The 26,340-nt window shown below is 57.1% G+C and carries 26 protein-coding genes; 17 read left to right on the forward strand and 9 right to left on the reverse strand.

The window, feature by feature from the left end; all coding sequences use genetic code 11:
- Positions 1-82 precede the first annotated feature (82 nt).
- The gene (locus KO492_RS03800; RefSeq protein WP_354668222.1) at positions 83-910 is read right to left on the reverse strand and encodes a Crp/Fnr family transcriptional regulator; all 828 of its coding nucleotides are present in this window, start codon (positions 908-910) and stop codon (positions 83-85) included.
- Positions 911-1,022: 112 nt separating this feature from the next.
- On the opposite strand from KO492_RS03800, the gene KO492_RS03805 reads away from it, so the two are divergent.
- The 5 genes from KO492_RS03805 to KO492_RS03820 all read left to right on the forward strand — a co-directional run bounded on the left by KO492_RS03805 (position 1,023) and on the right by KO492_RS03820 (position 5,209).
- Positions 1,023-1,703 (forward strand): NnrU family protein, encoded by a 681-nt coding sequence (locus tag KO492_RS03805; protein ID WP_216043742.1) that lies wholly within the window; start codon positions 1,023-1,025, stop codon positions 1,701-1,703.
- Positions 1,704-2,130: 427 nt separating this feature from the next.
- Entirely contained in the window at positions 2,131-2,442 is a 312-nt protein-coding gene (locus KO492_RS18610) for a hypothetical protein (RefSeq protein ID WP_252735261.1), read from the forward strand.
- Positions 2,443-2,463: 21 nt separating this feature from the next.
- On the forward strand, positions 2,464-2,703 hold the full coding sequence (locus KO492_RS18615) for a hypothetical protein (protein WP_252735262.1): 240 nt from the start codon (positions 2,464-2,466) through the stop codon (positions 2,701-2,703).
- 852 nt (positions 2,704-3,555) lie between these two features.
- On the forward strand, positions 3,556-4,341 hold the full coding sequence (locus KO492_RS03815; RefSeq protein WP_216043743.1) for a hypothetical protein: 786 nt from the start codon (positions 3,556-3,558) through the stop codon (positions 4,339-4,341).
- Positions 4,331-5,209: a lysylphosphatidylglycerol synthase domain-containing protein gene (locus tag KO492_RS03820; RefSeq protein ID WP_216043744.1), complete on the forward strand. Its 879-nt coding sequence runs from the start codon at positions 4,331-4,333 to the stop codon at positions 5,207-5,209. Before KO492_RS03815 ends, KO492_RS03820 begins: the two co-directional genes overlap by 11 nt.
- Here KO492_RS03820 and KO492_RS03825 read toward each other — a convergent pair.
- The 3 genes from KO492_RS03825 to KO492_RS03835 all read right to left on the reverse strand — a co-directional run bounded on the left by KO492_RS03825 (position 5,168) and on the right by KO492_RS03835 (position 9,265).
- A complete protein-coding gene (locus KO492_RS03825) occupies positions 5,168-6,262 on the reverse strand; it encodes a glycosyltransferase family 2 protein (RefSeq protein WP_216043745.1) in 1,095 nt (364 codons plus the stop codon). The two genes, KO492_RS03820 and KO492_RS03825, sit on opposite strands and share 42 nt — an antisense overlap.
- Positions 6,263-6,265: 3 nt before the next feature.
- Positions 6,266-7,837 carry a hypothetical protein gene (locus KO492_RS03830; protein ID WP_216043746.1) on the reverse strand — a complete coding sequence of 524 codons (1,572 nt, stop codon included), beginning with the start codon at positions 7,835-7,837 and terminating at the stop codon, positions 6,266-6,268.
- A 696-nt stretch (positions 7,838-8,533) separates the two neighbouring features.
- A complete protein-coding gene (locus KO492_RS03835) occupies positions 8,534-9,265 on the reverse strand; it encodes an SDR family oxidoreductase (RefSeq protein WP_216043747.1) in 732 nt (243 codons plus the stop codon).
- A gap of 176 nt (positions 9,266-9,441) precedes the next feature.
- On the opposite strand from KO492_RS03835, the gene KO492_RS03840 reads away from it, so the two are divergent.
- The 4 genes from KO492_RS03840 to KO492_RS03855 all read left to right on the forward strand — a co-directional run bounded on the left by KO492_RS03840 (position 9,442) and on the right by KO492_RS03855 (position 15,708).
- Positions 9,442-10,329: an AraC family transcriptional regulator gene (locus KO492_RS03840; protein WP_216043748.1), complete on the forward strand. Its 888-nt coding sequence runs from the start codon at positions 9,442-9,444 to the stop codon at positions 10,327-10,329.
- A 129-nt stretch (positions 10,330-10,458) separates the two neighbouring features.
- Complete coding sequence (locus KO492_RS03845; RefSeq protein ID WP_216043749.1) at positions 10,459-11,034, forward strand: ImuA family protein; 576 nt, start codon at positions 10,459-10,461, stop codon at positions 11,032-11,034.
- Entirely contained in the window at positions 11,006-12,448 is a 1,443-nt protein-coding gene (locus KO492_RS03850) for a Y-family DNA polymerase (protein WP_216043750.1), read from the forward strand. The genes KO492_RS03845 and KO492_RS03850 overlap by 29 nt, the downstream gene beginning before the upstream one ends.
- A complete protein-coding gene (locus tag KO492_RS03855) occupies positions 12,445-15,708 on the forward strand; it encodes an error-prone DNA polymerase (protein ID WP_216043751.1) in 3,264 nt (1,087 codons plus the stop codon). The genes KO492_RS03850 and KO492_RS03855 overlap by 4 nt, the downstream gene beginning before the upstream one ends.
- A 114-nt stretch (positions 15,709-15,822) precedes the next feature.
- On the opposite strand, the gene KO492_RS03860 is transcribed toward KO492_RS03855, so the two are convergent.
- From KO492_RS03860 to KO492_RS03875, 4 genes are all read right to left on the reverse strand, one after another.
- Positions 15,823-16,857, reverse strand: a complete 1,035-nt coding sequence (locus KO492_RS03860) for a LysR substrate-binding domain-containing protein (protein ID WP_354668223.1) — start codon at positions 16,855-16,857, stop codon at positions 15,823-15,825.
- A gap of 17 nt (positions 16,858-16,874) precedes the next feature.
- A complete protein-coding gene (locus tag KO492_RS03865) occupies positions 16,875-17,063 on the reverse strand; it encodes a hypothetical protein (RefSeq protein WP_216043752.1) in 189 nt (62 codons plus the stop codon).
- A gap of 49 nt (positions 17,064-17,112) precedes the next feature.
- Positions 17,113-17,430: a transposase gene (locus KO492_RS03870; protein WP_216043753.1), complete on the reverse strand. Its 318-nt coding sequence runs from the start codon at positions 17,428-17,430 to the stop codon at positions 17,113-17,115.
- Between the two features lie 103 nt (positions 17,431-17,533).
- The gene (locus tag KO492_RS03875) at positions 17,534-18,901 is read right to left on the reverse strand and encodes a PLP-dependent aminotransferase family protein (RefSeq protein WP_216043754.1); all 1,368 of its coding nucleotides are present in this window, start codon (positions 18,899-18,901) and stop codon (positions 17,534-17,536) included.
- Between the two features lie 276 nt (positions 18,902-19,177).
- On the opposite strand from KO492_RS03875, the gene KO492_RS03880 reads away from it, so the two are divergent.
- The 8 genes from KO492_RS03880 (at position 19,178) to KO492_RS03915 (ending at position 25,705) form a co-directional block, all read left to right on the forward strand.
- Complete coding sequence (locus tag KO492_RS03880) at positions 19,178-19,660, forward strand: MSMEG_0572/Sll0783 family nitrogen starvation response protein (protein WP_216043755.1); 483 nt, start codon at positions 19,178-19,180, stop codon at positions 19,658-19,660.
- An 84-nt stretch (positions 19,661-19,744) separates the two neighbouring features.
- A complete protein-coding gene (locus tag KO492_RS03885; protein ID WP_216043756.1) occupies positions 19,745-20,713 on the forward strand; it encodes a Nit6803 family nitrilase in 969 nt (322 codons plus the stop codon).
- On the forward strand, positions 20,706-21,827 hold the full coding sequence (locus tag KO492_RS03890; RefSeq protein ID WP_216043757.1) for an MSMEG_0568 family radical SAM protein: 1,122 nt from the start codon (positions 20,706-20,708) through the stop codon (positions 21,825-21,827). The genes KO492_RS03885 and KO492_RS03890 overlap by 8 nt, the downstream gene beginning before the upstream one ends.
- A complete protein-coding gene (locus KO492_RS03895) occupies positions 21,824-22,375 on the forward strand; it encodes an MSMEG_0567/Sll0786 family nitrogen starvation N-acetyltransferase (protein WP_216043758.1) in 552 nt (183 codons plus the stop codon). The genes KO492_RS03890 and KO492_RS03895 overlap by 4 nt, the downstream gene beginning before the upstream one ends.
- Positions 22,372-23,361 carry a sll0787 family AIR synthase-like protein gene (locus KO492_RS03900; protein WP_216043759.1) on the forward strand — a complete coding sequence of 330 codons (990 nt, stop codon included), beginning with the start codon at positions 22,372-22,374 and terminating at the stop codon, positions 23,359-23,361. The genes KO492_RS03895 and KO492_RS03900 overlap by 4 nt, the downstream gene beginning before the upstream one ends.
- The gene (locus KO492_RS03905) at positions 23,354-23,641 is read left to right on the forward strand and encodes an MSMEG_0570 family nitrogen starvation response protein (RefSeq protein WP_216043760.1); all 288 of its coding nucleotides are present in this window, start codon (positions 23,354-23,356) and stop codon (positions 23,639-23,641) included. The genes KO492_RS03900 and KO492_RS03905 overlap by 8 nt, the downstream gene beginning before the upstream one ends.
- Before the next feature lie 11 nt (positions 23,642-23,652).
- Positions 23,653-24,936, forward strand: coding sequence for an MSMEG_0569 family flavin-dependent oxidoreductase (locus tag KO492_RS03910; protein ID WP_252735266.1), 1,284 nt, complete (start codon positions 23,653-23,655; stop codon positions 24,934-24,936).
- A gap of 52 nt (positions 24,937-24,988) precedes the next feature.
- The gene (locus KO492_RS03915; RefSeq protein ID WP_252735268.1) at positions 24,989-25,705 is read left to right on the forward strand and encodes a Pnap_2097 family protein; all 717 of its coding nucleotides are present in this window, start codon (positions 24,989-24,991) and stop codon (positions 25,703-25,705) included.
- Between the two features lie 180 nt (positions 25,706-25,885).
- Here the strand turns inward: KO492_RS03915 and KO492_RS03920 are convergent, their stop codons facing one another.
- A complete protein-coding gene (locus tag KO492_RS03920; RefSeq protein WP_216043763.1) occupies positions 25,886-26,338 on the reverse strand; it encodes an Lrp/AsnC family transcriptional regulator in 453 nt (150 codons plus the stop codon).
- Between the last annotated feature and the right edge of the window lie 2 nt (positions 26,339-26,340).

A 26,340-nucleotide genomic window follows, 5' to 3' on the forward strand; every position in this document is an offset into this window, starting at 1 on the left:
CGCGCAGCCACCGGAGGAATGACGGTTAAGGTCAGCCTGTGATTTATTAATTTAGCTGCTTTTGACCTGATGGGTAAACATTTTAACGTGTCCATGAAGATGCAGGGTCTTCTTCAACATAATTGCGGAGAGCGTTGACGCTTTTGATCTCAGCAGTGTTCTGCTTCACGTGAACACCGTGTTCTTTTAGTTTTGCAAATGCACGCGACAGACTTTCCGGTTTCATGCCAAGACGTCCTGCGATCAGCGTTTTGTCATAGGGCAGAATGACTTGGCATGGCCCGTCTGAACCTTGACAAAGCTCCAGTAGGAATTCTGCGACTCTTTGCGGGGCTGTGCGGGATTTGAGCTGTTCGACCTGAGATACCAAGTTGTGGAGATGCGCATACGTGGCGGTCAGCATGGAGATTGCAATCTTTGGATTGCTTTCGAGCATTTGGATCAGCGTGACAGCATTGATGGCGATCAGTTCACATTCTGTTACGGCTTCCGCTGATACAGGATATCGTGCGGAGCGCAGTGCGACTGCCTCACCAAAGGAATGTCCTTTTGTGAACGTGCCTACGACCGCTTCGGTGCCGTTGGCGGCGATCCGGTACAATTTTATCCAACCGTTTACCACGATATAGATCGCCTCCGCCGGGTCATCCTGAATGAAAATCGTTTCACCTCGCGTGTGGCGGGTAACACGAGCACTCTCTAGCAACGGCTTAACTAGTTCTGTCGGAGCATTTTGAAATAACAGTGATGCTTTCGCGATCTGTGTAATATCCCGACGCATGGTGGAGCCTTTGGCATATGCAATGTGACGCTTTTCTCGCTGTGACCCTAGTGAGGGTTTATATGGATGACAACTGATGAAAGATGTTGTTTGCGGTGATTTGACAATCGTCAATGTCAGTTGTTCCACTATATGTGCCTCTGGCTTTGCCAAGAGATTTTTCTATTTGTGATGATACTTGGCTGTGTGGTCGGCTGCGGTATGCCTGGGTAAAGTTTTTGGCGTAATAGAGGATAATAAGATGAGTGGATGGGGCAGTTTTATTTTGGCCGCTGCGGCATTCTTTCTGAGCCACACCATTCCGGTTCGCTCATCTGCTAAGCCGTGGATTGTGGCTCGTATCGGAGCAAAAGGCTTTGGTCTTATCTATTCGATTCTGTCTCTTGTGATCTTTGTATGGTTGATTGTGGCTGCCAATCGTGCGCCCTATGTGCCGCTCTGGGAAAAGGCGGCTTGGATGCCGTATGTTACGATCTCCATCATGTTTGTGGTTTGTTTAATGCTGTCCTTTAGCATAGCCCGTCCAAATCCGTTTTCCTTCGGCGGGGCACGCAACGAAAGTTTTGAGCCAGCGCATCCAGGGATCGTACGGCTGACCCGTCATCCACTCTTGGTTGCGCTTGCGCTTTGGTCTTTTGCGCATCTTTTGCCAAATGGTGATTTATCTCATGTTATTCTGTTTGCCGCATTCGGTATCTTCGCCTTGCTCGGATGTAAAATGATCAACCAGAGAACCCGCCGGAAGATGAGTGAGGTGGACAAAGATTATGATGCGCTTTGGGTTGCAACGCGTGCAGGCTCACTCTTGTCAGGATGCGAAAACAGCGCTTCAGTTTTTTTGCGTTTATTGGGGGGATTAGGGCTCTATGTGCTGCTGTTGAGTTTACATGGTCCCGTCATCGGTGTGTATGTCTGGCCATAACTTTCTGGCATCATGGTATAAGTGATTTTTCTGATGAATGTCGGCTTTAGCTAGGTTTGAGATCGGACCCCGCACCCGCAGCTAAGGTCCGATTTCCGCCCATGGTGTTGATCGACGCGAACGGCCCGGAGTCGACATTGACCAAACCTTGCGTCGTCGCACCGCAGTTTCCCCGAAGCGGGCATTGGAACAGTTGTGCAACATTTTGCCCGGTTCGATGTCGGCAATGCGGACAAAGTGTGCTTTCGCTGCAGGTATTCCAGCGGCTGCTTGCGGATTACTCTGTCGACACTTTACTTGCTAATTTTCATTTCCCTTCTTAGGCTCAACCGGGTTGGGGCGCGCTATTGGCGTAGGTTGGCGCGCGCGGATACAGACTCGCATATAATATTATCCGCTAGGCACTAAACTGTGATTGGATATTAACGTGGCAAACGAAACTCATGAACATGATAAAAGTACAATCGTCATTGAAGTGCCCGAAGCCGTAGGTGTGTTTGAGACCTTTGATAGCTTTCAAAAAGCGTTCTACGACCTGCGTATGGTTGGCTTTAGTCGCTATGACTTGAGCGTTCTGGGCAATGACCACGCCTTGCAGGAAAAATTTGGCTCTGCTTATCTTAGCGCTAAAGACATGGAAGACGACCCGCATGTACCTCGCGCGGCCTTCGTTTCAGAAGAAGGTATCGGTGAGTTGGAGGGCGTGATTATCGGTGGCGCGTTCTTTATCCCATCTTAAATAGCGACGGCGGCGGCAGGAGTGACTGCTACGGCCACTGCGGCTGCTGTTGCGATTGTGGGTTTGCCTGCTGCGGCAATTGGGGTGCTCTTGGCGCGAAGGGTTCACCAACATCATAAAGACTATTACGCGGACCAGATTGCGAAAGGTGGCATTCTACTGTGGGTGCGCGTTTCAGACAAAAAACGCGAAAAGCTTGCAGTCGACATTCTTAAAGGTCATTCAGGAAAAGACGTCCATGTCCATGACTGGAGTATTTGAGGTTATGAAAACCACTCACCACGCGCATGGTGTCTACACTGAAAAGAGAAGATAAGGACGATGATTGGGTGCAGCCAGTCGGCGCGTCAATCGCGTTGACCTGACGCAGTATTGCCAATGATGCTGGTGTGTTGGAAGGAACTGCCATTCACTGCATGGCAAAATATCTGCAAATTGGGCTCAAACTGGACTTGCGGCGCTGCGTCCCGCAAATCTTGACCTTGCGGGCTTCGGCGCGACCAACCGGATGACCGGTCCCAGCCCTCCCAAGACATTCATGCCGGGCGCAGCATGACGAAGGGCATACACTGGAAGGGCGGTTTGCAGACATTCACTGCAGGTGCGCATTATTGGTTTTCATAGTGAAAAGCCGACATCCCCCCCCTGCCTGTGCGGTAGCTCTTGCCGCGCCACGCACTAAGGGTTGTAATGCGCAAGGACGCGATCTTTGCAAAGCCTCGGCCTTCACTCGGAACATAAGGCACGCACGGTCCTGTGCTGCCGTTCGTAAATTGCGCAGCAAAAGTCTCCTTACAGCCCCAATCAATCAATACTGGACGCACAAAGAACCTCCGCGTCTTTACCATCCGTTATGAAATCTTTAAAATTAAACTGGGTCTTATCGAGGGATATGGGACATAGAATTTCGTAACGTTTTTCTTTGGCGTTAAGACAAAAACAACAGAAATGACCTCTTGGGTAGTCTGGTATTGGCAAGAGAGTGTCGATCTTGCTCGTAGGACGCCAGAGGGCAAAGTGCCGGTGAGGATGAACCTGACGCGACCCGGCTTCCCTTATGATGTCCGATGTCTTATATCTAGAGAAGGCTAATAAATCTGAGCAGCACTGCCTATGACTACCTTTCCCGACGGTCCCTCGCTTGCGGCGCCCACGCGCCCACTTTACTATGTACTCTCCGCAGGTCGCACGGGCACGATGTTTCTGGAAACTCTCATCCGGCGGCACTGTCCGGATGTGCATGTTGAGCACGAACCTTCGCCCAGCCGGAGTTTGATGATACTCGGAAACATACGCAATGATTGCGGCCTGTTCGGCGCAAGGACCCGCCGCCTCTCCCGCTCTCATCAAGAGACCTTCCATGGCCGCGATGGACAATGCATCGAGGTCAATCCCTTCCTCTGCGCGGTGACTGACCTGCTGCCTCTCTCCACCCGGCCTTTGCGCATCGTTCATGTGGTTCGCGAGCCCGGGGCATGGGCGCAGTCGATGACCACGTTCAAGGCCTCGTCTCGCTATCGTCATGTGATCGACTACGTACCTTTTTCTAAACCATTTCCCGCGCCACGCCCTGACGGCTGGCCCAAGCTCACTCCCTTCGAAAAAAGTCTGCACCAATGGATCTGGTGCAACAACCGCATCGCCGCGCTGGCGGGTGAGGCCGAGGAGTATGTGCAGGTCCGTAGTGAAGATATTTTCTCAAGCGACAGGACCGTGCGAAACGCGACGCTCACGCGGATTTTCAGGGTGCTGGATCTGCCGATTCAGGCTGAGACATTGGCCACGGACGAGTTCAGTCAACGAGTGAACCCCGCCCCCGCCGGGACGAACCTGCGCGACGCGGCGGTCGAACGGGCAATTTGTGGTCATGCTGCCACCGAATTCGGCTATGATATCTAGGCGCAGCCTCATTGCCATCGCCATTAGTCTGGCGTTGCTAATCCTGATGCTCTGGGTTGCCGATATCGGTAGTATTGATCTTGCTGTTGTCCGCCCCTTTTTGCTGCTTCCCGCTCTCACCGCGTATCTGGTTGTGCTTGTTCTGCGTGGTGCTCTGTATTGCCAGTTGGCTGGTTCAGGAGAGTCGGGGCTTCGGCGGTGGGTGAAACTGGCGGGGCGTCACCAGTTTGTCTTTATCCTTGCGCCCTCGGGTGTCGGAGACTTGGTCTTTCCTCTGCTAGCGGGCCGCATGGTGGGACTCGCCGTTGCCCCCGCCGTTACGCTAATCGCCGTCGCGCGGCTGCGCGATGTATGTGCCGTTCTGGGCCTGGGTTGTGCCGGTCTGGCCGCTACCGGACATATGCCGTTGCTTTGCGGCGCGGCAGCGATCGCATGTTTCGCGGCGCTCTATTTCATTGATATCACCCTCAGCCTTGCGGGACGGCTGATTCACCGTTTACGCAACTTACCAGAAACTGACATTGCCACGCCGGCAAACCGAGCGCCTGCAGCCGCTCTCACGCTGGCGCTGTGGCTGGCGGCATCCCTCGGGGTGGCGGCGGGTTTTGCCGCCGCAGGGCGCCCGCTTTCGCTGTTCGAGGCTTGGGTCATGCTTGCCGGACTTAACGTGGCCGGTGCCTTGGCGCTATCGCTCGCCGGACTTGGTGTTGCCGAGGCGGGTGCAGCAGGGGTTCTTGTCTTTCTCGGGCTGCCGCTGACCGAGGCGGTGGCGAATGCCTTAGTCGCTCGCCCGATCCTGCTTTTATGCAACGTCGCCGCGAGCGGACTAGTAGAAGGTTTCTCGCGGATAACCCGCATGGCGCGCTGATTGCTCAATATCTACACCCACCACCTGAGGAACTTCAGGCACTGCTGGTGCTGGGATTGGCTGTGCTCGCAACACCCGCACGCGGGCGATATGCTGATGCACTGCTGGACGCTGCGAGGCGCTTACGTCATGACTGAGGAAACTTAACAGCATCTGCACCCCCAGTAGTACCGGGAAGGCACTCAGCATGACAGTGCCCGCCGTCGCCGGGGCGCCGCTTCGCGCACTTTCAAGCCACTGGCTCACGCCATAGATGCCACCGAAGGCACACAACAAACTTCCCATAAGAAGCATCAGCGAGGCGGTCGAGAAACCGCGCAGGAAGTAGTTGTAAAACACCCGCGTAATAAGGTTGCGCGCGTGCAGCCCGGGAAATTTCAGCAGTGCCTCCAACTCGCTGAGCCCGCTTTTTTCGTCGCCGTAAACCGCCTCCATGGGAACATCGTGTACCGCCGCGCCCACCGTGCCCAGACGGAACAGAAGGTCACTCTCGAAAAAGTAACGCTTGTGCAGCTTTTCCAGTGGTAGGATCGCCGCAACATCCGCATGGATCGCGGTAAAGCCGTTGGTCGGGTCGAACAGGTGCCATAGGCCGGAGGAGAGTTTACTCATGAACGATAACCCGGCATTTCCAACAAGCCGTAATGTCGGCATTTTTTGCACGCTGGAAATATCGAAGAACCGGTTGCCTTTCACGTAATCCGCCTCGCCACGTAAGATCGGATCGATCAACGCTGGTATAAGCCTTGGATCCATCTGTCCGTCGCTGTCCAGTTTAACGATCAACTTGGCGCCCCCTTCGATGGCCGCGCGGTATCCGGTTACCGTGGCGGCGCCCACCCCCTCGTTAATCTCGTGGGTCAGTACTTGCACACGCGAATCCTTGACGGCTAGATCGGACAGTACCTCGGCAAGGTTGTCGGGGCTGGCATCGTTGACGCAGTAAATCCGCCCGACTCCCTCGGGCACCTCGGCGACAACTGCGCCGATGCTCCCCGCAGCTTTGTAACAGGGGATCACTACGGCGGTATTGGAAAGCGGCGAGTTTTGCATGGGTCAGGACTCCTTCAAGAGTTTGAACGCCCGTATGCCTGGCGCACATGTGTTGATTTCATAATAATTTGACCAAATCCTGGCAAAATCCGGGTCCTCGGTGTAAAATTTGATAAAATCTGTTGGCAGGGTGCCAATGGCATGTCGCGTAGTGCGGTTATCCACGAAGACGAGAGAAGGGCGCTGCCCCATATCCTTTAGTGCAGCAGCCCGTTCGGCGGCCTCTGCCAGCGCCAGCACGCGGGTAGCTTGCGGCTGCAGGTCACCCGCAGCCCTCAGCCGCACGATGGCGGGCAGGGGCAGGCGGCTATTCGTGGTCGCCACCCAGCGGCGCTGACTATAGTTCGCGACCGGAAAGCCTGGGTATGGATGCGTTGAGAATGCCATAAAACTAGCATTTTTGGGTACATGCAGCTTCACCATATCGACAAGGCAGGCCGTCGTCCTGCCATAGGCTCCGCCTGCCATGCGGTTGCCAAGCGCTGCGGTGCTCTGAAGCGTCATCAACAACAGCCCGCCCGCAAGGGCGCCCGTGGCAACAGCCCTAAAACGCCGCAGCGGCGAGGCTAGCACACTTAATGCAAGCGACATCAGGGTCAGCGCAACGACTGGATATATGTGATAGGTATAGCCTTTGGCCTGTGCTAGCGCCGCCACAAGGAATCCCAAGGCGGCCAACGCGGTGATCATTGCCGCAGGCGCCTCTTTGTTTTTCCAACCGACAATCAGCGCCGTGAAACAAAGGATGATCGGGAAGGACTGGCTGAATATTTCCTGCGTGAGTGAATGACTGAACCCCCAGTAGATCTGCGAGATCAGCGGCACGACTTCGGTCAGGTAGGGTCTGGCAAAGGCCCATGTTGCGGCCAGATAGAACACACCAGTAAGCACAATTGCCGCGCTTTCGAGACTCAGTACCTGACGCAAACTGCGGCAACGAAACGCCACAAAAAGCCCCGCCAACACGGGCACTGCAAGAAAATGTGGCTTGAGGCAAATCGCGATACCCGCCGCAGTTCCCGCAACCAACGCACCAGCCCAGCTTGGGGCGATGCCCTCAACGCGGCGCGCCATTATTAGCAACCATGGCAGGCAAAGTGAGAGTGCCAGGTGCTCGCGCTGTCCGAAGTCGCGGTTGACGCCTAGCGTCAGTATTAGCGCCAAGCCAATCAACAGCCCGGCCCGTTTCCGGGGGTGCATACCGCTAGTCGACAGTATCCGGTCGCTCGCGGCAAGGCTGATAGTCAAGATCATCAACACCACCGCTCGAAAAGAGTTGATCGGATCGGTCTCCAACAATCGCGCCAGCCAGACCACCGGTACGTTGATCCACCAGATCAGTGGTGGGTTTGCCGCAATGATCTCACTTCCGAATGTGCCGCCGTCCAGCAAGCGCTCGGCAGAGTACAGCACCCAAGCCACGTCGTGGTTAAGATAGGTCATCGACTGGATCAATCCGCCGAAAAACAGCACAACAAGCGCCGTCATCATTGCAGCAAGTGGCAGTCCTTCGGCACTTTCGCCGTTAGACTGAGTTTGAATTGCACGCAATATCTTCCGCATGGCTTCCGTCACTTGGCTACCCGTCCTCATTGCTTCCAAACTGGAAGCTAACTAAGGCCAAAATTAGCCGTGCACCGGTCCATTGTTTGGCAAGGTGTTGCCGAAATTCTTACCGTTGTAGTTACCTCTCAGACACTTCAGATGATGGCTGATGAAATTCCGGGAGCGGCCCTGATGGGAGGGACCTCTGCCTATTGCGCACATGTCCTGACGACATAATAAATTCACACGTCAGCATGCAGCCCCCAACAAGACCCACCAGATCCCTCGGCGCACCCACAATACTATTCGCATTTTGCGGCCAAGCCCTCAGCGGAGCAACGCTTCACTAAGGAGTTTGATCGCTAAGTTACTCCGATGCCATCGCACAGAGGTTGTGCTCAAATGGTTTCGCCGGAGAAAAGCGCCGTTTTTTGAAGTCCTCAAAAGTGGTTAACGGCTTGGCGCTTCGAAAGCTCACTGCGTCTGCATTGCAGACCTTTGGCAAACAACAATCCTGCAAAATGGATCGAACGTCTGCTTCGGGGAAGCTGCAATGCAGTGTTCGGGCATCTGGCCAACGTCGGCTCAGGGCCGTTCGCGTCGATCAACATTAGTCGGCGGAGAGCAGTCATTCGCTGCAATTTCCACGAATGACTGCTTTTTTGGACTTGCATTGACAACTCAAAACGAGATTTCGAGTGCCGCAGTTGTGATGAGTTTCCTGACTTACGCCGGCTGACGTGTCGCCGCGATAGTGATGTCGCGGATGTTCACACCTTGTGGCTGTGCATACATAAACATTGCCGCCCGGGCGATATCGTCCGCCACCAGTACTCCCCCCATTGAGGTTTTCCAGTCCTCATAGCCGTCGACAATATCCTTGTCGGTGGTGTGGCTCAGTAGCTCGGTTTCCACGGCGCCCGGATAGATCGCCATCACGCGCACGCCGCTGTCGGCAACTTCTTCGCGTAGGTTCTCTGTAATCCCTGTGACGGCAAATTTGCTGCCCGTATAGGCGGCGTGGTTGGGAAAAGTTTTCTTGCCTGCGACAGAACTGACGTTCAAAATTGTCCCGCCGTTGCGCGCTTTCATGCCGCGCAAGACCGCTTGCGTCGCACCGAGCAACGCAAGTACGTTCACATTGAACATGCGCTGCCATTCTGTAGGGTCTTGTACATCCAGCGCCCCGAGAAGCATGACGCCCGCGTTGTTCACCAAGAGATCAACAGGACCATAAGCGACCTCCGCCTCGTCGATGGCAGCGGACAAGGCAGCTGTGTCGGTCACATCGACAGAGCGGCATATCGTGTTCGGCAAGCCGAGCGCCTCAAGGCGATCTGCGCGACGCGCGAGGAGCAACAGGGGATGCCCTGCGTCAGACAAGTGCCGCGCAATTGCTGCCCCGATGCCCGAAGAAGCTCCGGTGATGACGGCGAGTGGTTTGGTGGTCTGCGTCACTGTTTTGACCCTTTCAATCTTGGTATTTGATGGGCTTTAGATGGGGGAGATCGATCGGTCAGGGAATGAAGGAACCTATTGAAGACTTGCACAATCCTATCGCATTGCGGGTTGCGACTGGCGCAGATCGCCGCTTATGTACTATTTTCGTGTCGCGCCACTAACGGAGACCAGCCATGGACTTGTTTGAAGAGCTGAAAGAACGGCACGGGTTTGAAGCCGGTGCAGGTTTTGTCAAAACCGCGCTGTCGGGAGTGCGCTTCTTTTGGTCTACCGAGACGGTCGCGCGCGCACCACTGATCTACAACGCCGGTTTAGTGCTGATCTTGCAGGGAAATAAAATTGGTTATCTGGGTGACCGAGTTTTCCACTACAACCCTGATCATTACCTTGTGCTGTCCGTGCCGCTACCCTTCGACTGCGAGACGCATGCGACACCTGATGACCCTATGTTGGGCCTGTTTGTTGATATCGAACGTGCAGATTTGATCGCGTTCTTGAAGTTGATGGAGCTGGATGGCCCCGTCTCCCGCACGGCGACGTCGCTGGGCGTAGCGCCCGCTGAGCTGCACGGCGATATGCGCGATGCGGTCCATCGTTTGATGCGCGCGCTGTGCTCAGATGCGGCCAGTCAGGCACTCGGGGCTGGTATCCTGCGTGAGATCCTTTTCCACGCGATCGAAGGCCCACATGGCCCCTCCCTCCGCGCGCTGGCACAAGGGGACACACATCATAGCCGTGTTTCTCAAAGTATTATTACGATCCGCGAAAACTATGCTGACCCGCTCAAAGTCGAGGTCTTGGCCCGCGATGCAGGGATGAGCGTGCCGGTGTTTCATCGCGCATTCAAGGCCATCACCGGAACGTCTCCGCTACAATATCTGAAAGCCACCCGATTAGGTCGCGCCAAAGGTTTCATTCTCGCCGAAGGCCTGCCCGCAAACGAAGCCGCCCGCCGTGTCGGCTATGACAACCCCTCTCATTTCAGCCGTGAGTTCAAGAAGCACTTCGGCGTAAGCCCAAGAGATGCCCGCAGCGCAGGCTACATGCCCATCGACATTTGAGTACATATTCAGCGGAAATGCTGCGGAGCAGCCATTCGGGTGAGAAATATCCAACGGCAGGTCAGGGCCGGTCGTGTTTATTTCACTAAGACTGATCCCCTGTTCTTACTTTCATGTATAATCTGAATCATGGCCACCTTCGAATCCCATTTCCCCCCAATGCCTTCCCGCACCCATGAGGCTTGCGGTCCCTCGGCGCATGTCTTTGCTTATGCCTTTGCGGGGCAAGTGTCGCGTGCCAAGGGAAACTCGGTGCTTTGGGTGCGTGAGGCGTGGAATTCCGTGCAATTGAACCCGCTAGGGTTTGAGACCTATCTCGATCCGCAACAGCTTTTGGTTGCGCAGGCGCCGAGCCATATTGATGTTCTGGCTTCGGCGGAAGAGGTGTTGCGCTCGGGGCGCGTTGCCTTGGTGGTCATGGAATTGAGCCAATCCGTTGGCCTGACCGAAGGGCGGCGATTGCAGCTTGCTGCGCAGCAGGGCGGGTCGATGGGGCTTTGCATTCTGCCCGAGGGCATGGGCAGCAATGCCGCGCAAACCCGTTGGCGTTGCACGCCCGTTTTCGATCCGCAGGAACAGGCGGACTCGACTCTGCAAAAATGGGAAATTATAAAGAACAAATCAGGAACACTAAGAGAGTGGTATGTGAAGTGGGATGCGCAAACGCGTCGTATCAATGTGGTTTCCACGACTGCCCAGCGATAGGGTTCTACGCGCACGTGCGCAGGTCGCGGCCAACGACAACCGCCCCTTTGTGCTCACCCGCCACGAGAAAAACACCGACCGTATCTATTGCCTGAACCGCGCCGCCGAGGCGCAGGGGTTGCATCGCGGTATGGGGGTCTCTGATGCGCGGGCCTATTGTCCCGACCTGCAAAGCCAGCCTGCCGACCCGCGCGCCGATGCACGGTTTTTGCAGATGCTCGCGCGGTGGAGCAAGCGGTATTGCCCTTGGGTGGGGCTTGATGGTGCGGACGGGGTGATGCTCAATATTGCGGGATCGGCGCATCTGTTCGGGGGCGAGGCGGCGATGCTTGACGACATGCGCCACCGTCTTGCCCGCGGGGGGCTGAACGTGCGTATCGCGGCAGCGGACACACGCGGGGCGGCGTGGGCGCTGACCCGTTACGGGCGCTCCGCCCAAGACGACATTCGCACGCTGCCCGTTGCTGCCCTGCGCCTTGAGGCCAAGACGGATACCGCGTTGCAGCGTTTGGGCCTGCGCAAGATCTCCGACCTTCTCGACTTGCCCCGCGCCACGATTGCGCGTCGTTTCGGTCCTGATGTGCTGTTGCGTCTGGATCAGGCTATGGGGGCGCAGGATGAGGTCATCACGCCCTTGGGCGAGGCTCCGCACTACGGGGCCCGCATCACCTTGCCCGAGCCGATCGGACTGGCGGCAGATGTGATGGCGGGCACGGAGCGCCTTTTGCGGCGGCTGTGCGACAAGCTCAAAGAGCAGGATATGGGGGCGCGTCGGTTGCAACTCACCCTGCGCCGTGTGGATCAGGGCGCACAACAGGTCGAGTTGCGTCTGGCCGCGCCCATGCGCGATGCCGCGCGGATTTTGCCATTGTTCGAACGCGGGGTGTCTGCGGTGGATGCGGGGTTCGGCATTGATCAGCTTCGCCTTGAAGCCACGCAGGTGGAGCCTCTCCTACCCGTGCAAATTACGACAACCACGGCGGCACGTCCCGATGGTCTGGATGACCTGATCACGCGGCTTGGCAATCGCATCGGGCTTGAGAACGTCCAGCGGTTTTTGCCCGCGGACAGCCATATTCCCGAACGCAGTTTCCAGATCGTCCCCGCCGCCTATAGCACGGTGCAGGGCGCATGGTCGCGCCATCGGCCGCGCCCGTTGAAACTCTTTCCCCCCGAACCGATAGCCGGCACGGGCGCCCGCCCGCCCGCGCGGTTCCGCTGGCGGCGCATGGCACTTACAACGGGGCGCAGCACAGGGCCCGAACGCATCGCGCCGGAGTGGTGGCTGCCTGACGAGGCGTGGCGCTCTGGTGTGCGCGATTACTGGCATGTCGAGACGCGGGAGGGGCGGCGGTTGTGGCTGTTCTACACGCCGCAAAGCCCCGCGTGGTTTGTGCATGGGGAATTCGCATGACCGTCCGAAACCCCTCCCTGGACCCCGGATATGCGGAACTGTGCTGCACATCCAATTTCACCTTCCTGCGCGGCGCGTCGCATCCGGAGGAGTTGATCTCTCGCGCCGTCGATCTCGGCCTGACTGCCATCGCGATCACGGACCACAACTCGCTGGCGGGGGTGGTGCGGGCCTATTCCGCGCTCAAGGAATTGCGCCGCGAACACGGGGACGCCGCCCGTCTCCCCAAGCTCATCATCGGGGCGCGGCTGGTCTTGCGTGATAGCGACATTCACTGGCTGGCCCTGCCGCATGATCGTGCCGCCTATGCGCGGCTGACGCGGTTGCTCACGCTTGGCAAACGGCGTGCGCCCAAGGGAGCCTGTCACCTCGACCTGCGTGATATTGTGCAGGGAGGGGCGGGGATGAGCCTTATTGCCCTGCCGCAATCGGACTTGCACGACAGCGCAGAGGAGATCGCCACGCTTAGAAAGCACTTCCCGACAGATGTGTTTATCGGCGCGGCCCCGCGCTATGACGGCAGCGACCAGCAGTATTTCGACGCTGTTGCGCGGCTTGCGCATCGCACCGCCGCGCCGATGGTGGCGGTCGGGGATGTGTTGATGCATCACGGGTCGCGCCGGCAGCTGGCCGATGTTCTGACCTGTATGCGCGAGGGCATCACGATTGACGAGATCGGCACCCGCGCGTTGTTGAATGCCGAGCGCCGTCTCAAGGGCGCGGCTGATATGGCGCGGCTCTTTGCGCGTCATCCCGCCGCCCTGCGCCGCACGGTGGAGATCGCGGCGCGGTCGAGTTTCTGCCTGTCCGAGTTGAGCTATGACTATCCAGATGAGGTCGCGGAAGGTGAGCCGCCGCAGGAGCGTTTGGCCCGCCTCGCCGCCGAAGGGCTGAAAACCCGCTATCCTGATGGTGCGCCCGAAACCGCCATCGCGCAGATGGAGAAGGAGCTGGCGCTGGTGAAATCGCTTGGTTTTCCCGCCTATTTCCTCACCGTCCATGACATTGTGCAATTCGCCCGTTCCCAAGGCATCCTGTGTCAGGGGCGCGGTTCGGCGGCCAATTCGATCCTGTGCTATCTGCTCGGCATCACCGATGTCAGCCCCGAGACCATCACTATGGTTGTCGAGCGGTTCGTCTCCGAGCATCGCGGCGAGCCGCCCGATATTGATGTGGATTTCGAGCATGAACGCCGCGAGGAGGTCATCCAGCACATTTATGCCAAATACGGGCGTCACCGCGCGGGGCTATGCGCCACGGTGATCCATTTCCGCTCGCGGGCAGCCATTGCGGAGGTGGGCAAGGTTATGGGCCTGTCCAAGGATGTCACGGCCAACCTGTCAGGGCAGATTTGGGGATCGGGCAATGGCGGTGCGGACCCTGAGAGGGTCAAGGAGTTGGGCCTTGATATGAGCGACCCGCGCCTTGCGCTGACCATCAAGCTCATCGGGGAGATCATCGGGTTTCCGCGCCACCTCAGCCAGCATGTCGGTGGATTTGTCATCACCAAGGGGCGGTTGGACGAACTCTGTCCGATTGAAAATGCGACGATGGAGGACCGCACGATCATCGAGTGGGACAAGGACGACATTGACGCGCTCGGTATTCTCAAGGTCGACATTCTCAGTCTCGGAATGCTCACTTGCATCCGCAAGAGTTTCGATCTGATCGCGCAGCATGGCGGCCTGAACTATAGCATCGCCACCGTCCCGCAAGCCGATGCGCCAACCTTTGATATGCTCTGTGCGGCGGATGCCATTGGCGTGTTTCAGGTTGAAAGCCGCGCGCAGTTGAACTTCCTGCCGCGTATGAAGCCGCGCCGTTTTTACGATCTGGTGATCGAGGTCGCCATCGTGCGTCCCGGTCCGATTCAGGGGGGCATGGTGCATCCCTATATCAACCGGCGGCAGGGCAGGGAGCCTGTCACCTTTCCCTCCGATGCGCTCGAAAAGGTGCTGGGCAAGACCCTCGGCGTGCCGTTGTTTCAAGAGCAGGCGATGCAGATTGCCGTGGTCGCGGCGGGGTTTTCGCCCTCCGAGGCGGACAAGCTGCGCCGGTCTATGGCGACGTTTCGGCGGATGGGCACTATTGGTCAGCTGCGTGACAAATTCATCAATGGCATGTTGGAGCGCGGCTACGATCTGGCCTTTGCGGAAAGCTGTTTTTCGCAGATTGAGGGCTTTGGCGAATACGGGTTTCCCGAAAGCCATGCTGCCGCCTTTGCCATGCTCGCCTATGTTTCCGCATGGCTGAAATGCCACCACCCCGCCGCCTTTGCCTGTGCCTTGCTCAACTCCCAGCCGATGGGATTTTACGCCCCCGCCCAGATTGTCCGCGACGCGCGTGAGCATCACGTCGAGGTGCGCCCGATCTGTGTCAATGCCAGCGCGTGGGACAATACCTTGGAGAAGCGGGCGGACGGGTCACTGGCGCTCAGGCTCGGGTTTCGACAGATCAAGGGATTTCGCGAGGAGGATGCCGCATGGATCGTGGCGGCGCGAGGCAACGGCTATCCCGACCCCGAGGCGCTGTGGCTGCGGGCGAGGATCGGGCCTGCGACCCTTGAGCGGCTGGCCGAAGCTGATGCGTTTTCGGGTCTGGGTATGGGGCGGCGCGATGCGCTTTGGGCGGTGAAGGCGATCAGTGGTCCCAAGCCGCTGCCGCTGTTCAATGACCCGATTGAGGGGGAGGGGATACGCGAACCTGCCGTGACCCTGCCCGTGATGCATCTGGGCGAGGAGGTGGTCGAGGATTATGTTGCCATGCGCCTGTCGCTCAAGGCGCACCCGATGGAGTTGCTACGCCCCGAGATGGACGGGCTGACGCCCCATGCGGCGCTCCCCGATGTGCCTCTTGGTCCCGTTGCAGGGCGAGCCATTTCGGTCTGTGGTCTGGTGATCACGCGGCAACGGCCCGGCACCGCGTCTGGCGTGGTGTTTCTGACGCTGGAGGACGAGACGGGGGTTGCGAATGTGGTGGTCTGGCAGGCGGTCTACAAAAAGTTCCGTCGCGCGGTGATGGGCGGGCGGTTGCTGCGCGTCACGGGTGTGGTGCAGCGCGAAGGCATCGTGGTGCATCTCATTGCGCAGCATATCGAGGACGTCTCGCACCGTCTCAGCACCCTTGGCCATCCGATGGACAGCGCCGTTGGTGTGACCGAGCCACAAGCCGACGACGCTCCCCGCCCGCGCCCCCAACCTCGCGCCATGCACCCGCGCGATCAGGCGAAGCAGTTGTTTCCAAGTCGGGATTTTCATTAGGATAGTCGCTACGGGCGGATTGCGGTCGTTCGCTGCGTAAAGACCTCGGTATGATATGATGTATCAAAAGCAGACATCACCAATCAAACAACGAGACCACTTTTTGACGGGCGGCTATTGGCGTTGACGCATTGCCATAGTGTGCGAAAATGCATCGGCCAATGCGCGGACGCGGCGGGGTTGCGCCCTGCCGGGCGGGAACATCATCTGCAGCGGGGTCGGCGGCGCGGCATAGTCCTCCAGCAACGCGACCAAGCGGCCCGCCGCAATATCGGGCGCGACATCCAGTTCGGATTTGAGGATGATCCCGTGTCCCTCAATCGCCCATTGCCGCACCAAGGCCCCATCGTTGACGGTCTTGTTCCCCCGCACCGTCACCGTTTGTGGTTTTGTGTCGGGGCCGAAGCGCCAGACATTATCCAAAGTCATCCCGAGCCGCATGATCAGGCAGTTGTGCTGGGTCAGGTCTTCGGGCGTTTGAGGTGCGCCGTGTTCCGCAAGGTAAGCGGGGGCGGCACAGACGATGCGGCGGAAACGGCCAAGGCTGCGTGTGCGCAGGGTGCTATCCGTTATGACACCATAACGTAGCGCCAGATCGACACCTTGCCCGACGATATCAACATAGCCGTCGGAGAGGAGAAGCTCGACGGAGATTGCTGGGTTTTCGGCGGTAAAATCCGCGACCACATCAGAAACAATCGAGCGACCAAGGTCGATCGGCGCGCTGACACGGATCGGGCCGGAGAGCGTTTCGGCCCCGTGCCGGATACGCGCTTCCAGTTCCTCGACTTCGCCCAGAACCACCTTGGCCCCGCTGAGCAGCGTGCGTCCCTCATCGGTCAGGCTAAGCGAACGCGTGGTGCGGTTGATGTCGCTGCACCAAACCTGATTATGTCGCGTGATTGCCAGCTTTCTCAGCAGGTACGGGTAAATGCGGTGCTGTGGATGCTTCTTGCTGGTGTTTGGCCCCTTGTATACGGCCTGCAATCCCATAATGCCCATCAGACGACGCACACGATGCCGCCCAGCCGAGAACCCAGATTGGGGAAGGTAAGCTGCAATCTGGCGGCTGCCCACTGCCCGGCAGTGCATCTTTACATGCACGAGAGGGGAAGAACGGGTGTTTCGTGAAGACCCGATCGATCTCATTCATCAGCTTTAGCGTTTCAGCGTTCATACCAACTGGCGTGTAATACAACGATGACCGGCTGATCTTCAGCAACTTGCATTGGCGCGTCAGGCTGAGCTGACGTATTCTTCTTGCGGATCATAAAGCGTTTCTCAAAAAACTTGAGGCACTCAATTTTTGAGAAACGCAGCAACATCAAAGAAGTGTGGGAACGTTTTTCGCTCAATCTGATTCAGATTAAACGAAAACCGCTTTATCGCGACGTTCAGACGGGCTCATCGCTTCAGCCCTTGTGACAAAGCTAGGGGGACCGTGGCCTGAAGGGCCGCGCAAGCCCCCGTACCGTTCTCCACCGCAAGCTGGCCGATATTGGCGTGCAGATCTTTGATCTCGCCGTCCTTGTTCTCAGCCTTCTTGGTTTTGTCCGAAAACACCCCGGACATGCCATCAATCGCCTGCCGTTTCCATGTGCTCACCTGTGTCGGGTGAAGCTGGTGCTTGGCTGCAATCTCCTGGACTGCCTTGTCGCCACGTAGTGCCTCAAGCGCCACAGCAGCCTTAAACTTGCCTGAAAAATTCCGTCGCTTCGTCATTCTCGTATCCATTCATTCGTGTTGGATACACCTTAGCACGCTGTCCAATTTTGCCGGACCAATTCAAGAGATGCGTGACGATTTTGTGAAACAAGATACATCATCATCCCATGAAAATATTTGGAGTTAGGGCATCTGATAAAAAGTTTAGGTTTTCGCGCAGGGTCTCGCGGCTCGACGGTCCACCGAGAGAAATGCGCAGCTGTTCGCGAGGGTCGCCAAGTACAGTGAACGCATCCGAGGGCATCAGCCCGATCGGCCTGCGGGCCATTCGTGCGACCACATCAGCGCGGCTGACTCCGTCAGGAAGGTCTAGCCAGATGTTGAAGGCGTTCTCAGTGCCGCGATAATCAACGTTTGTTAGTATCTCGGCAACAAGCGCTTGCCGTGCGGCGCTTTCGGCTCGGACGAACCTACGGATGCTGTCAGCCGTTCCATCCTCTATCCATTGGGTGACTAGCGCCATCGACAGCGGCGAGGGCATAACGCACATGGCCCGAATGGATTGAGCCAGATGACGTGCGCATCGCGGTGATGGCGCAATGGTAAACGCCAGCCGCAAACCTGCACCGATGCATTTGGCCAAGCCGCCGATATGCCACGTCAAGTTTGGCGCAGACAGTGCTATGGGGGCAGGGGCTTTGGTCGGGATGAAACCATAGGCATCGTCTTCAATCAACGTCAGGTCGTGTCGGCGAAGTATCTGCGCGATAGCCAGCCGTCGGTCCTCGGGTATGGTCAGTGTGGTAGGGTTTTGCAGCGTCGGATTCAGGTATAAGGCCTTGGGGCCATGTTCTAGGATCGCAGCCTCTAGCGCTTCTGGTAAAATGCCATCTTTGTCCATCTCAACGCCGACGAGGTTTAGTCTAAAGCGCCCGGCGACGTTGCGAAACCCGGGGTAGGTGATCGCTTCGCACAGCACCGTGTCGCCCGGCCGCGTGATGATCGATAGGATGGCTGCCATCGTCGCGTGTGCGCCCGGGGTTACGGCTACGCGTTCCAGTGCGGGCACCATTCCGCGCATGCTAAGCCAGCTGGACGCCGCCACGCGGTCGCGTTCCGAGCCGGTGGCACTTTGGTATCGAAGAAGACCAATCAAGTTTGCAGAAACATAGCCTACCCCTTCTTGCATGCGGCGTCGTAATTCGGGGTCTTGCGGTTCAGGCGGCATGTTCATGGCCAGATCAGCTTCGCCTACGCGCGAAGGGTCGGGGCGGTCAGTGACCACGCGGCCTTTGACAAAGGTGCCCCGTCCAACGTGGCTTTCGACATGGCCACGGGCTTGCGCCTCGGCGTACGCGCGAGAAACTGTCGTGAAATCAATTCCCAGTTTCGCAGCAAGCTGACGCTGCGGGGGCAGGCGCACGCCATCGTTCAGTCGGCCGGTGCGGATGTCCTCGGCAATGGCATCTGCAATCGCCTTGTAGCGCGGCTTGCCGGCGTCGAGTGTGTCAGGAATCCAATCAATCATTTCTCTACCCTTTGGTTTCAGAGCTTATACGACATGAAATGCAACAATTGAAGTTGATTGTATGTATTTACTAGAATCAAAGAGAACATGATGTCGGGGAGATTTGGATGTTTCGTCTTATAATTGCGCAATCAGGTCCATTTGCGTCGATATTTTGTGCAAATTTTTCGACATGCTGCGTAAGGATTGATATATATTGTATGTAGATTGCACTGCTTATTGATGCAGTCAATTTTATAGGACCATCACTGTGTTCATCAAAACAAGGAGCGCATGATGCCTGAAGTCACTAAAGAAGCACATAAAGACGGAGATTTCTTCGTAAACTACGAAGAGAAGGTTTTCGAAGATGTTAAGGCCGATGAAGGGGAGAAGGCGCTTGTTACCTTTCATACAGTGGCCTTTGAGGGGTCCATTGGACTCGTCAATATTCTGAACGCCATCCGCCTCAACCGTAAAGGCTATGAGACATCGATCTTGCTGTACGGTCCTGGTGTCACATTGGGCATCCAGCGCGGATTTCCAACACTTGGCGACGAAGCTTTCCCCGGGCACCAAAACTTTGCCGTCAATCTCAATAAGTTCATGGGCGAGGGTGGCAAGGTCTACGCATGCCGTTTTGCTTTGCAGGCTCTTTACGGGCATGGCGAGCCGTCACTTCTACCCGGTATCATTCCGATCGCACCGCAAGATGTGCTCGACTGCATCCTTCTACACAAAAAGGCCGATGCGGTGATCCTCGACACCTGGACCGTTTGATTCAACCTGATCGGGGGCGCCGTTTGCCCCCGGTTGCCGGTCTTCTCTCTCGGATCGGCTCCAATTCTGAATAGAGGCATTCCCATGCGAACCGATATCATACGCGCAGCCGCGGTGCAGATCGCTCCTGACCTTTCCGGGCGTGCCGGAACGATTGAACGCGTGCTCAACGCGATTTCTGAAGCCGCAGACAAGGGTGCAGAATTTATCGTCTTTCCTGAAACATTCGTGCCGTATTATCCTTATTTCAGCTTTGTGTTGCCTCCCGTGCAGCAGGGCGCGCCGCATCTTGATTTGATGAAAGAAGCGGTTGTCGTTCCTTCGCCGGAGATGCAGGCGGTGGCCGATGCCTGCGCCAAGCGTGATGTCGTGGTGGTGCTGGGGGTGAACGAACGTGACCACGGTTCACTCTATAATGCGCAACTGATTTTTGACGCGAATGGCACGCTCGCGTTGAAGCGGCGCAAGATTACGCCAACCTATCACGAACGTATGGTCTGGGGGCAGGGCGATGGTTCAGGGTTGAAAGTGGTCGAGACCAAGGTAGGCCGCGTCGGCGCACTGGCCTGTTGGGAGCACTACAACCCGCTTGCCCGCTACGCGTTGATGACCCAGCACGAGGAAATCCACGCGGGGCAGTATCCCGGATCGCTGGTGGGTGACATTTTTCGCGATCAGATAGAGGTTACGATGCGTCATCACGCGCTGGAATCCGGCTGTTTTGTCGTCAATTCGACGGGCTGGTTAACCGAAGATCAAATTGCACAAATTCATCCAGATCCGAAGTTGCAAAAGGCCATGCGCAGCGGCTGTATGACGTGCATCATTTCGCCCGAAGGCCGCCATTTGGCAGAGCCCCTGACATCTGGCGAGGGCATCCTGATCGCAGATCTCGACATGAGGCTTATCGCAAAGCGCAAGCGCATGATGGACAGCGTCGGACATTACGCACGTCCCGAATTGTTGTCGCTAAACCACGATGCGCGAGAGGCGATGACACGCCACGCCACCGAACCCGCAAACGAACCGCAGGAGAATTGCCAAGATGCTTGATCACGCAGAACTTATCAACGAATTGCAAACCCACGGCATGCGCCTTGTAGATCCGCGGGCGGGCCAAGAGAGTAGGCGCGGCGGCGCAGGGCCATCGGATCATAAGGCCATCTCTATCGGTGAGCGCACGGTAATGATCCCTGTCCACACCGCGCCCAGCTTTGATAGCCCCTATCTGGTCGAAGCCCCAGATGCGACAGGAGAGGCCCGCGTGACCCGAGATGGCGACGAGGTGGCGATGGTCCGCTTTCCAACGGCTGCCAAATTCTATCAACATAAAACGGCGAATGGCATTCCCTACAGTCACATCGCTGCTTTGCATTCCAAGGATGTGCTGGCCACAACGGTGCTGCAAACCTGCATTCGCTACGAGAGCCGCAAAAAGACCTGCCAGTTCTGCTCGATTGGCCAAAGCTTAGCCGCAGGACGCACTATTGCGCACAAAACGCCGCAGCAACTGGCCGAAGTGGCAAAGGCCGCTGTTGAATTGGATGGCGTGACCCACATGGTGTTGACCACTGGCACCCCCGCAGGCAAGGACCGCGGAGCCAAGGTGCTTTGCGAAAGCGCCGAGGCGATCAAGGCTGCTGTGGATCTGCCGCTTCAGGGCCAGTGCGAGCCGCCAGTGGATGATATCTGGCACCAGCACATGTTCGATGCGGGCATCGATACTTTGGGCATGCATCTTGAGGCGGTCACGCCAGAAGTGCGCCAGCGGATCATGCCGGGCAAGGCCACGGTGCCGCTTGAGAAATACTTCTCCAGCTTCGAGGCGGCTGTAAAGGTCTTCGGGCGCGGACAGGTGTCGACCTATATTCTTGCGGGGCTTGGCGACACGCGCGAGGCTATCCTTGAAATGGGCGAGAAACTTTGCGCTATGGGGGTCTATCCCTTTGTGGTGCCCTTTGTGCCGATCTCTGGCACGCCGCTTGAGAGCCATCCAGCCCCGAGTTCGAAATTCATGGCATCAATCCTGCAGCCGCTTGGCCAGATGGTCGTCCGCGCCGGTATCCGGTCGGCGGACATGAAGGCCGGCTGCGGCAAATGCGGGGCCTGTTCGGCCTTGTCGAGCTATGAAAAGCTGAAAGTTCCGGCGCGGAGGGTGCCAGCATGATCGAGCTTGAACAGCGCCATTTTCATTGCCCCGGATACTATATTCGCGCCGCATCCAAGCGTTTTGAAGCCGAGGGCGCCGCAAATCTGCGCCGCCGCGTCTTTGTCCAAGAGCAAAGCATTTTCCATAAACATGATCGTGATGACATTGATTTGATCGCAACCCATCTGGTGGCACTTTCCACCTACGCACATGAGGCGGATCAGGTGGTGGGCACCGTGCGCATCCATGAGGAGGCGCCGCGCCTCTGGTGGGGATCGCGGCTGGCCGTCGATAGCGATTTCCGTGCAGTCGGTCGTTTGGGGGCAGAGCTGATCCGCCTCGCGGTGGGTTCTGCAAATGCCCGTGGATGCGACAGGTTTCTGGCACATGTGCAAATGCAGAATGTTATACTTTTCAAACGGTTGCACTGGAGCCCTCTCGAAGAAGTGACAATCCACGGAACGCCGCACATGCGCATGGAGGCACAGCTTGACCGCTATCCGCCCTGCGCCGATCCGGTCGCAGGTTGGTATCATCGTCCCCGTATCCACGAGCCGCACCGATGACTGAGAACATTCTTGGAATAAACGCGCTCACCCTTGAAGAAATGGCAGGGCGCTTGCGTTCGCATCCGTCGATCCGCTCGAAACTTGGCATTGCCTCGGCTACGAAAGCGCTTGGGCTCACCGCGCTCAGCGATGGCCGCCCCGGTGATGATGCAGCAGCACTGCCTTGTGATGGTGGATATGATCTACTGGCAGGAGAGGGTTTCATCCCGGCCTTTATCGAGGATGATCCTTGGTTTGCTGGCTGGTGTGCCGTGATGGTCAACTTGTCGGACATTGCCGCAATGGGTGGGCGCAGCACTGCTGTGATTGACCAAGTCTGGGCGCCGAGCGCAAAGGCTGCTGCTCCCTTGTTGCAGGGGTTATGCGATGCCTCAGCCGCTTACGGTGTGCCACTTGTCGGCGGGCATACGAACCTGTCTGCGCAGACCCTTGGTCTTGCCGCGTCGGTGTTTGGTAAGGCGCAGCGCTTGATTACCAGTTTTGATGCTGCGCCCGGAGATCTGTTGATTGCCGCAATCGACCGGCGTGGCAATTATCGGAACTTTGACAATTTCTGCGCGGCACTTGATGCCCCCGATGGACGGTTGCGCGGTGACCTTATGCTGCTACCCGCGTTGGCCGAAGATGCATTGGTTTTGGCGGGCAAAGACATCAGCCAAGGCGGCCTCATCGGCACAGCGTTGATGCTGGCAGAGTGTTCGAGCGTGGGTATCGATATAAACCTGTCGGAGATAAATCCACCAAATGGAATTGAGGTCGAGCGCTGGCTGCGCAGCTTCCCAAGCTTCGGCTTTCTGTTGTCAGTCGCGCCTGAAAATGCCCAAGCCGTTTGCAAACGCTTTGCGACCCGAGGGATTGATGCCCGCGCAATCGGGCGCATCACCGACGGCTCCGCTGTAACGTTTCGCAGTGGCGCTGACAGCGCCGTCTTCTGGGACCATGCCCAAACCCCCTATCTCGATCTTGGAGCCAACCATGCCTGAAACATATTGGACTGTCCGCTGGCCTGACGGCTCAGAAGAAAAACTTTACTCGCCCTCAAGCGTCATTGCCGAGCTTTTCGAACCCGGACTTCGTTACTCGGTTCCAGACTTCTTGCAGCGTGCCCGCATCGCGATGGAACGCGCATCAAATCGTGTAGAGCGAAAATACGGCTTTGCATGTAGCGCGGCGATGGATCAGCTCGATCGGATCGAGGCGAAGGCTGCAACCTTTACAGAGCAGACAGATGCAGAAATTGCTTGCCTGCAGATTTCCCAATGAGGATGAAAACGATGACAGAGTGTCAGACCAACCATACCCCAGTTGTAATCGTCGGTGGCGGGCAGGCAGGGCTTTCAACTGCATATTGCCTCAAGAAAAAGGGGATCGAAAGCATCATTTTTGAACGGTATGAGAAGTTCCATTCATGGCGCAATAATCGCTGGGACAGTTTTTGCTTGGTCACGCCGAACTGGCAATGTCGGCTTCCCGATTTTCACTATGATCGCGAATATGGCGGCACCGATCCCGACGGCTTTATGCTGAAGGACGAGATTGTCGATTACGTTGATGCTTTTGCCGAGATGTCGCAGCCAGATCTGCGCGAGAATGTTGAAGTAACGCGTGTCGCGCCGCGCAAGGGGGGTGGTTTTAAGGTTGAGACATCAATCGGGGCATGGACGTGCGAACATGTGGTGATTGCCACCGGTGGCTACGACACGCCGATTGAGCCGCCTTTTGCCGCGAACCTCGACCCTGAGGTATTTCAGATGCATTCGGTCGACTACCGCAACGTCGATCAGTTTCCCGTCGGTGGCGTGCTGGTCGTGGGTACCGGACAATCGGGTGTTCAGCTGATGGAGGATTTCGTCCGCGCGGGGCGCGATGTTCATCTTGCGGTCGGTCCTGCGCCGCGCAGTCCACGTAAATATCGCGGACGCGACGCAACGGACTGGCTGAACGATGCGGGGCACTATGGGATCACGATCGCCGAGCATCCTGATCCGTTAAAGGCGATGAGGCAGACCAACCACTATATGTCTGGCCGCGATGGCGGCAAAGAGATCGACCTGCGCCGTTTCCATGTCGACCACGGGGTCGAGCTATACGGATCGCTTGCGGACATGAATGGTTCCAAGGTGAATTTCATGCCTGATCTGGCCACAAATCTGGACGATGCCGACCGGTCCTATATGGGCATTCGCAACCAAATTGACGCATATATCGCGCGCGAAGGAATTGACGCACCTGAGGAGCCGCCCTTTGAAAAGGTCTGGGAGCCAACCACGGAGCGCACGGAGATTGATCTCTCCAAGGAGGGTATCACTTCTGTCCTTTGGGCGATTGGGTTTCGGCCGAATTATTCGTGGATTGAGGCGGATGTATTCGACGCTCGCGGCAAGCCGGTTTTCGATCGAGGCGTGACTGCGCAAAAGGGGCTCAGCTTCATTGGTCTTGGTTGGCTGAACACATGGGGGTCAGGGCGCTTTTTAGGGATAGAGGAAGACAGCCGTTACCTTGCCGAACAAATTGCGACCCAACTGGGTGCTGTGACCAAACAAGTGTGCCATGCTTGACGCGCATTCCCAGAGCGTTAGCCCCGCGAGCGTGCGGCAGCAGATCCTTGGAATGCAGCAACTCTGCCCCCACGGCTTGTCCGAACAGTGGCTGCTTGGCGCCTGCGGCGATATCCATTGGCAACTGCTTGCCAGATCGCTTGGACAAGAAGGGCTGCGGTTTAAAGCCGCTGATGGACGCCCTCTGTACGCTGCTTTCTGCGCAACGCGGTTAGAGTTGACCCTGTCCGCCAGCCTTTTGGGCGAAGAGGTTACAATCCATTCGAACATCGCAGCGGCCTCTGGCCCGAAGGTCGGTTCTCGGCACGTGTTTCGCCATCAGGGAGGGGTAATTGGGTCTTTGCTGATGCTGTCGACCTTCGTTGCGCATGACGAGACGGGTTCCAATCGGCGTATCGTGCGGGCTCTACCGTCCAAGTCCTGCACATTGCCTGCGGCGGATCCCGACTTGATGTCACTTGACCGACGAGCCCGGAACACCTCGCGCGGGCTTCGCGGGCAGTCCATGCAGCTTGCCAATGGCGCACGCATCGAACCCAGCTATTCGCTAGACTTTAATGCGGTTGGATTGCTTTATTTCCCAAGTTTCAGCCGTATTGCTGAAAGTGTCGCACAGTGCCCAAAGCCTCTCATGATGCGCGAGGTTGTATATCTCGGCAATCTGGACGCTGGCGAGGCGCTGTATGTACAGCGCAGCGGAGCGGAGACGCTCATAGCAGCGGGTGATGGCCGGATTCTCGCGCAGGTGAACGAAAAACGGTCGTTCTAGGCGGCATGAAATGGGCCGTATCCGGTCTGGTCCTGTCAAGGTTTTATGCCGCTCCTTTGGTCGTATTCACTGCAACAATGGAGATGAACTATACGCCGCACAGCAGGGCTATACCTTGGATCACGATGGAAGGGTTGAGCGCGCAATCCCTCTCCTCAAATTGGCTCTTTCTGATTGCTTTTACCTCGACTTGATCGACCCTAAGATCAGCATTGTGGTCGTCTCTGATACACAAGGAATATTCTTAAGTTTACTCAAGACAAAATCACGAAGGCCATCGACGCTATCGGTCTGGACCGTCAGTAGATAATCCACGTTTCCAGTCACCAACAAACATTCAGTAATCTCTGGAATTTGATTGACGGCATCTGTGAAGGCATCAATGTCTTCGGGCTTCTGCCCTGCCAAGCGAATGCTGACTTGCACTGTAATCCCTTCACGCTGATTGGACAGGTCAATCTTTGCCCCGTAGCCGGTGATAATACCGCTTTGCTCAAGGCGGCGGACACGGCGACTGCAGGGCGTGGGTGAAAGACCAACCTTTTGGGCAAGCTCCAGATTGGAGATGCGGCCATCGACCTGCAAGACGGACAGAATCTTATGATCGGTAGCATCAAGATCTCGAAAGGCCATAT

It is taken from the genome of Celeribacter halophilus, assembly GCF_018860305.1.
GTDB classification, from domain to species: domain Bacteria; phylum Pseudomonadota; class Alphaproteobacteria; order Rhodobacterales; family Rhodobacteraceae; genus Celeribacter; species Celeribacter halophilus_A.